The sequence below is a fragment of the Noviherbaspirillum sp. genome, from assembly GCF_035627455.1.
GTDB lineage: Bacteria > Pseudomonadota > Gammaproteobacteria > Burkholderiales > Burkholderiaceae_D > Noviherbaspirillum.
The window spans coordinates 1-6,702 of record NZ_DASPLS010000051.1 but is presented as its reverse complement, the minus strand read 5'-3'; the positions used below and the strand labels follow the sequence as shown (position 1 = coordinate 6,702).

The 6,702-nt window shown below is 67.2% G+C and carries 3 protein-coding genes; 1 reads left to right on the top strand and 2 read right to left on the bottom strand.

Going from position 1 to position 6,702, the window contains the following annotated elements:
* Positions 1-2,408: cyanophycin synthetase (gene cphA, locus VEC01_RS09235; RefSeq protein ID WP_324900521.1), on the bottom strand; the 2,408-nt coding region annotated here is incomplete at its 3' end.
* Between the two features lie 149 nt (positions 2,409-2,557).
* A complete protein-coding gene (gene cphA / locus VEC01_RS09230) occupies positions 2,558-4,747 on the bottom strand; it encodes a cyanophycin synthetase (protein WP_324900520.1) in 2,190 nt (729 codons plus the stop codon).
* A 278-nt stretch (positions 4,748-5,025) separates the two neighbouring features.
* Between cphA (VEC01_RS09230) and VEC01_RS09225 the strand changes: the two genes are divergently transcribed.
* Positions 5,026-6,702: ABC transporter transmembrane domain-containing protein (locus VEC01_RS09225; RefSeq protein ID WP_324900519.1), on the top strand; the 1,677-nt coding region annotated here is incomplete at its 3' end.

The window sequence follows — 6,702 nt, the reverse complement described above, 5'->3', positions numbered from 1 at the left end:
GCAAGGCCGTCGCGCAGCAGCCCCACCACCTCGCCCTCCGCGCGCCCGCGCTGGCAGGCATCCTCGTACAGCACCACGCTGTCGAAGGCGTCGCCGAGGATCTCGGTCTGGCGCCGCAGGTCGATGTCGCGGCGGTCGCCGGCGCCGCTTATGACCACCGAACGGCGCTTGGCCGGCATGCTTTCCACCGCATTGACCAGCGCCTGGATCGCGTCCGGGTTGTGGCCATAGTCGGCGATCAGCGTGGCTCCCTTGTAGGAGAACAGGTTGAAGCGCCCGGGGGCGCTCTGCGCGTCATTGACGAAGCTCAGCAGGCCCTTGCGCACCACGTCCCAGTCGATGCCCAGGCCCCAGGCGGCGCCGATCGCGGCCATTGCATTCTCGACCTGGAAGCCGATGGTGCCGCCGCGCGTGAGCGGAATGTCGGCCAGCGGGATGCGCTGCGCATTCCTGCCCTCGGCGGCGACGATCGCATCGCCGTCCACGTACACCACGCGGCGGCCCTGCGCGCGGTGCATGGTCATCACCGGGTGATGCACGTCGCGCGCGAAGAAGGTGACCGAGCCAGGGCAGACCGAAGCCATGCTGGCGACCATCGGGTCGGCCGCGTTCAGCACCGCGGTGCCGCCGGGCGCGACGTTCTGCACGATCACGCGCTTGACCACCGCGAGGTCTTCCACGGTGGTGATGAAATTCAGGCCGAGGTGGTCGCCTTCGCCGATGTTGGTGACCACAGCGACATTGCAGCGGTCGAAGCCGAGGCCCTCGCGCAGCACCCCGCCGCGCGCGGTCTCGAACACCGCGGCATCGACGTCGGGATGCATCAGCACATTGCGCGCGCTGCGCGGTCCGCTGCAGTCGCCGGTGTCGATGCGCTTGCCGCTGATGTACACGCCGTCGGTGCCGGTCATCCCCACACGATGGCTGTTCGCGGTCAGCAGGTGCGCGATCAGCTTGACGGTGGTGGTCTTGCCGTTGGTGCCGGCCACCGCAACCACCGGGATGCGGCCGTCGTCACCGTCCTTGAACATGGTCGAGATGATCGCCTCGCCCACCGCGCGGCCCTTGCCGTAGGACGGCTGCAGGTGCATGCGCAGGCCGGGCGCGGCATTGACCTCGACGATGCCGCCGCCCTGCTCCTCCAGCGGCTGGATCACGGTCTCGCAGACCACGTCCACGCCGCAGATGTCGAGACCGACCATCTGCGCCGCTTCCACCGCGCGCGCGGCGAGGTCGGGGTGCACGTCTTCCGTCACGTCGGTCGCGGTGCCGCCGGTCGACAGGTTCGCATTGTTGCGCAGGACCACGCGCACGCCCTTCGGCGGCACGCTCTCGGCGGTGTAGCCCTGCTTGGCAAGCGTGGCGCGGGCGATGTCGTCGAGGCGGATCTTGGTCAGCGAGGTCGCATGCCCGTCGCCGCGGCGCGGGTCGCGGTTGACCTGCTCGATCAGCTGCGCGATGTTGTGCTCGCCGTCGCCGGTCACCTGCGGCGGCTCGCGCCGCGCGGCCGCGACCAGCTGGGTACCGACCACCAGCAAGCGGTAGTCGTGGCCGGAGATGTAGCGCTCGACGATCACGTCTTCGCTGATCGCATGCGCCACCGCATAGGCATTCAGCACATCCTCGCGGGTCTTCATGTTGACGGCGACGCCCTTGCCCTGGTTGCCGTCGCGCGGCTTGACCACCACCGGGCTGCCGATCTCGCAGGCCGCTTTCCACGCGTCTTCGGCATCGCTCACCGAACGGCCGTTGGGTACCGGCACGCCGGCCGCGTCCAGCAGCGTCTTGGTCAGTTCCTTGTCCTGCGCGATCGATTCCGCGATCGCGCTGGTAAAGCCGGTTTCGGCGGCCTGGATGCGCAGCTGGCGGCTGCCCCAGCCGAACTGCACCATGCTGCCTTCGGTCAGGCGGCGATAGGGAATGCCGCGCGCGACCGCCGCCTGCACGATGGAACCGGTGCTCGGCCCGAGGCGGATGTCTTCATCCAGTTCCTGCAGCCGCTTCAGCGCGCTTTCCAGATCGAACGGCGTGTCCTCGAGCGCGCTGCGGATCAGCTGCTCGGCCAGGTCGAATGCGAGACGGCCGACCTGCTCCTCGGTGTATTCCACCACCACCTGGTAGGTGCCGGCTTCGACGGTCGCGACCGAGCGGCTGAAGGTGACCGGACAGCCGGCCTGCGCCTGCAGGCAGAGCGCCGCGGATTCCAGCGCATGCGCCAGCGAGAACGGCTGGCCGGCGGCCGGCTCGAGGAATTTGATGTCGGGAAAACGCGTGCGCAGCCGCGGCTCGAATTCCGGCAGGGCATTGATGTCGCACTCCGCTTCGGTGCACGAGACAATGGCTTCGATCGACGTGTGTCGACTCCACAGGTTGGGGCCGCGCAGGGCGCGGATACGCGAGATTTCCATCAATAGTTCCTTGTTGGCGCGGTCGGACCGTCAGCGGGAGCCGCCGCGCTCTCTTGTTGCCATCGGCTGCCGCAGCAGCCGGTGGCCCTCTTGCTTCATCATTTCACTTCGTGGCGCGGACGAAGGCCGGCGACAGGCCGCTGCCTGCGTCAGGCCACCTTCCGAGCGCTGCCGATGCCATAGTCGAAGGTTTCGATCGCCGCCAGGATTACGTCGGCGCCGATGCCCTGCGCCCATGCGGCGCCGGCCGCGGCGAGGATGTTCTCGAGCAGCCAGGGCTGCTGTTCCAGGCCCGGGATCGGCAGCCTGGCGAGCTCGACCACCGGCGTCTCGTCCTTGCCCGCCGCGAGCATGATGCTGCCGCCGCGCACGTACACCGCGCGACCGCCTTCGGCCAGGTGCTTCGCCAGCGGCGCCGCCTCCGGCGACCGGCTGAAGAAGACGACATCGCCGTCGCACAGCCCGGCCAGTTCGGCCACGCGCTGGTCGGCGGCATTGAGCACCGCGGTGCCTTCCGGCAGCACGATGTCGACCTGGGTGCGCGCGACCTTGACCATGTCGTCGGCATCCTTGATGTAGAACTCGGGCAGGCTCGCCGCCGGGTCGATGTTGGTGACCACGCCGACCAGGCAGCGGTCATAGGCGACGCCTTCGGTCAGGATCGCGCGGTAGCTGTTCTCGAACACCGCTGCCTCGACCGAACGGTTCATCAGGATGCGGTGGGTGGACGCCCAGTTCGCGCAGTCGCCCTTGACCGTCTGGCGCTGGCGCAGGAACAGGCCGTCGCTGCAGGCGACACCGACGTACGGGCCGTGCAGCTTCATCATGCGCGCCACCAGGCGCGCGACCATGGTCTTGCCGCGGCTGCCGGTCACGCCGACGATGGGAATGCGGCCGTTGTCTTCCGCGACCGGGAACAGGTGGTCGACGATCGCCTTGCCGACATTGCGCGGCTTGCCGGTGGCCGGCTTCAGGTGCATCAGCAGGCCGGGACCGGCATTGACTTCGACGATCGCGCCGCCTGTCTCTTCCAGCGGGCGGGAAATGTCTTCCGCCACCAGGTCGACGCCGGCGATGTCGAGGCCGACGATGCGCGCCGCAAGCGACGCGGCGGCCGCGACGTCCGGATGGACCTCGTCGGTGCAGTCGAAGGCGAGGTTGCCGCGGCTCTGGATCAGCACCGTCTTGCCCGCCGGCGGCACGGAGTCGGGGGTGAAGCCCTGGCGCTCCAGCACCAGCAGCACGGTCGGGTCTTCTTCATAGGTGATCAGGCCGAGCGGGAAATCCTCGTGCTCGCCGCGGCGCGGATCGGTATTGATCTGGCTGTCGATCAGCTGGGTGACGTTGGACACGCCGTCGCCGGTAACGGTGGCGATCTCGCCCTTGGTGGCCGCCACCAGCTTGCCGCCGACGACCAGCAGGCGGTGCTCGTCGCCGCGCACGAAGCGCTCGACGATCACGTCGCTGCCCTCTTCATCGGCCAGCTTGTACGCGGCTTCGACTTCCTGGCGGGTGTTCAGGTCCATCGACACGCCGCGGCCGTGGTTGGCGTCGGACGGTTTGACCACCACCGGGGTGCCGATGTCTTGCGCGGCATCCCAGGCATCTTCCGGGCTGCTGACCACGCGCCCTTCGGGCACCGGCACGCCGCAGGATTGCAGCAACCGTTTGGTCAGGTCCTTGTCGCGGGAAATGCTCTCGGAAATGGCGCTGGTCTGGTCAGTTTCGGCGGTCCAGATGCGGCGCGAACGCGAACCGTAGCCGAGCTGCACCAGGTTGCCTTCGTTCAGGCGCAGCGCCGGGATGCGGCGTTCGGTGGCGGCGTCGACGATGTTCGCTGTGCTGGGGCCGAGGCCGATCCGCTCGGCCAGGTCGGTCAGGTCCCGCACCGTGGTTTCGATGTCGTAGGGCTTGTCCTCGATCGCGGCCATCACGATGTCGCGGGCGGCGTAGAGGGCGACCCGGCTGACCTCTTCGTAGCGTGCCCGCACCACCAGCTTGTAGACGCCGCGCTTGCCGGTCTCGCGGGCCTTGCCGAAACCGGTCTGCACGCCGGCCAGATTCTGCAACTCGATCATCACGTGTTCCATGATGTGCGCCGGCCAGGTGCCCTCGCGCAGGCGCTGCAGGAAGCCGCCGGGCTCGCCGACGCCGCACTGGTGCTCGGCCAGGCCGGGCAGGAGGGCGGTCAGGCGCTCGTAGAATCCGGGGATGGTGTTGGACGGCGAATCTTCGAGATCGCCAATGTCCACCCATGCCTCGATGGCCGGCCGATATGTCCAGATATTCGGACCGCGCAGAGACATCACATTGATGATCTCAATGGTTTTGTTGTTCATTTATTACAAGAGGCTGTGGAGTAAAAGGCCTGTTCTGAGGATAGGATTGCAGGATTTTAGCGGGCCTGTGCGGAATTAACGCTCAACAACCCCGTAAGTTTACTTAATGCGAAAAAAATTATCGTGCAGAACGCTCCTTCCAGAAACAAGATTATCGCCTCTCGGTATACTTAGCGCCACATCGGCGCCGCTTTTACCGCGTCCCGAGCCGATTTATTTACGTTCCGCAAACGAATACCGGCATTTTCGCCGAAATTGTCCTCCTGTCCCGAGTTTCAATGAATACTGGATTCCCCCAATTGTTGCCGTCGCGGCAAGTTGTGCCCGCCGCCTGGCAGCAAGACGTCCAGGCGCAGCTGCGCCCGGGCGAAGCCGCCGTCGCCTGCGTCGAGCTCGACCTCGATGCCGGCCTGCGCTTCGCCGCCGGCATCGTGGTCGTGACCGACAGCCGCCTGCTGGCGAAAACCGCAGCGGGCTGGCAGGATTGGCCATACCGCGCGCAACTGGCGCTGGCGCACTACGACCATGCGGGCGTCGGCACGCTGGAACTGCACGACGAGCGCAGCCGCCTGGCCTGCTGGCGCTACACCTTAGGCCGCAATCCGGAGGCGCTGCGCCTGATCAGGCATTTCGAGGAACAGCGCGACGCGGCGGTATCCGGCTGCCCGGTGCTGCCGCCGGAACAGGCGGTCTGCCCGAGCTGCAAGGCGCCGCTGCCGGAAGACCAGGAAGAATGTCCGATCTGCACCCGGGAGCTGCACACGCCGCCGTCGACCTGGACGCTGTTCCGGCTGTGGCGCTTCGCCCGCCCCTACAAGGGCCAGCTGCTGGCCGGCTTCCTGCTGACGCTGGCGTCCACCGCCGCCACGCTGGTGCCGCCCTACCTGTCGATGCCGCTGATGGACAATGTGCTCATCCCTTACCAGAACGGCCAGCAGATCGATGTCGCGCTGGTCTCGATGTACCTCGGCGGCCTGTTCGGCGCCGCGCTGTTCGCCTGGGTGCTGGGCTGGGCGCGCACCTACATCCTGGCGCTGGTGTCCGAGCGCATCGGCGCCGACCTGCGCACCGCGACCTATGAACACCTGCTGCGGCTGTCGCTGGAATATTTCGGCGGAAGGCGCACCGGCGACCTGATGGCGCGCATCGGATCGGAATCGGACCGCATCTGCGTGTTCCTGTCGCTGCACCTGCTCGATTTCGCCACCGACGTGCTGATGATCACGATGACGGCGGTGATCCTGGTGTCCATCAACCCCTGGCTGGCGCTGGTGACGCTGTTGCCGCTGCCCTTCATCGCGTGGATGATCCATATCGTGCGCGACCGGCTGCGGCATGGCTTCGAAAAGATCGACCGGGTCTGGGGCGAGGTCACCAACGTGCTGGCCGACACCATCCCCGGGATCCGGGTGGTGAAGGCGTTCGCGCAGGAAAAGCGCGAAGCGGCGCGCTTCCGCGAGGCGAACAGGCACAACCTGCTGATCAACGACCGGGTCAACAAGGTCTGGTCGCTGTTTTCGCCGACCGTCACCTTCCTGACCGAGATCGGCCTGCTGGTGGTGTGGGGCGTGGGCATCTGGCAGGTGTCGCGCGGCGACATCACTGTCGGCGTGCTGACCGCCTTCCTCGCCTACATCGGCCGCTTCTACACCCGCCTCGACTCGATGAGCCGCATCGTGTCGGTCACGCAGAAGGCCGCAGCGGGCGCCAAGCGGATCTTCGACATCCTCGACCATGTGTCCTCCGTGCCGGACGCGCCGAATCCGGTGCGCATGCCACGCATTGAAGGCCGCATCGAGCTGCGCGACATCGGTTTCCGCTACGGCAACCGGGCGGTGCTGCGCGGCGTCGACCTGGCCATCCAGCCGGGCGAGATGATTGGCCTGGTCGGCCACAGCGGTTCCGGCAAGAGCACCCTGGTCAACCTGATCTGCCGCTTCTACGACGTATCCGAA

What these genes read in the sequence shown, in the direction of transcription:
- cphA (WP_324900520.1), bottom strand. Translation starts at nt 4,747, where the DNA reads ATGAACAACAAAACCATTGAGATCATCAATGTGATGTCTCTGCGCGGT.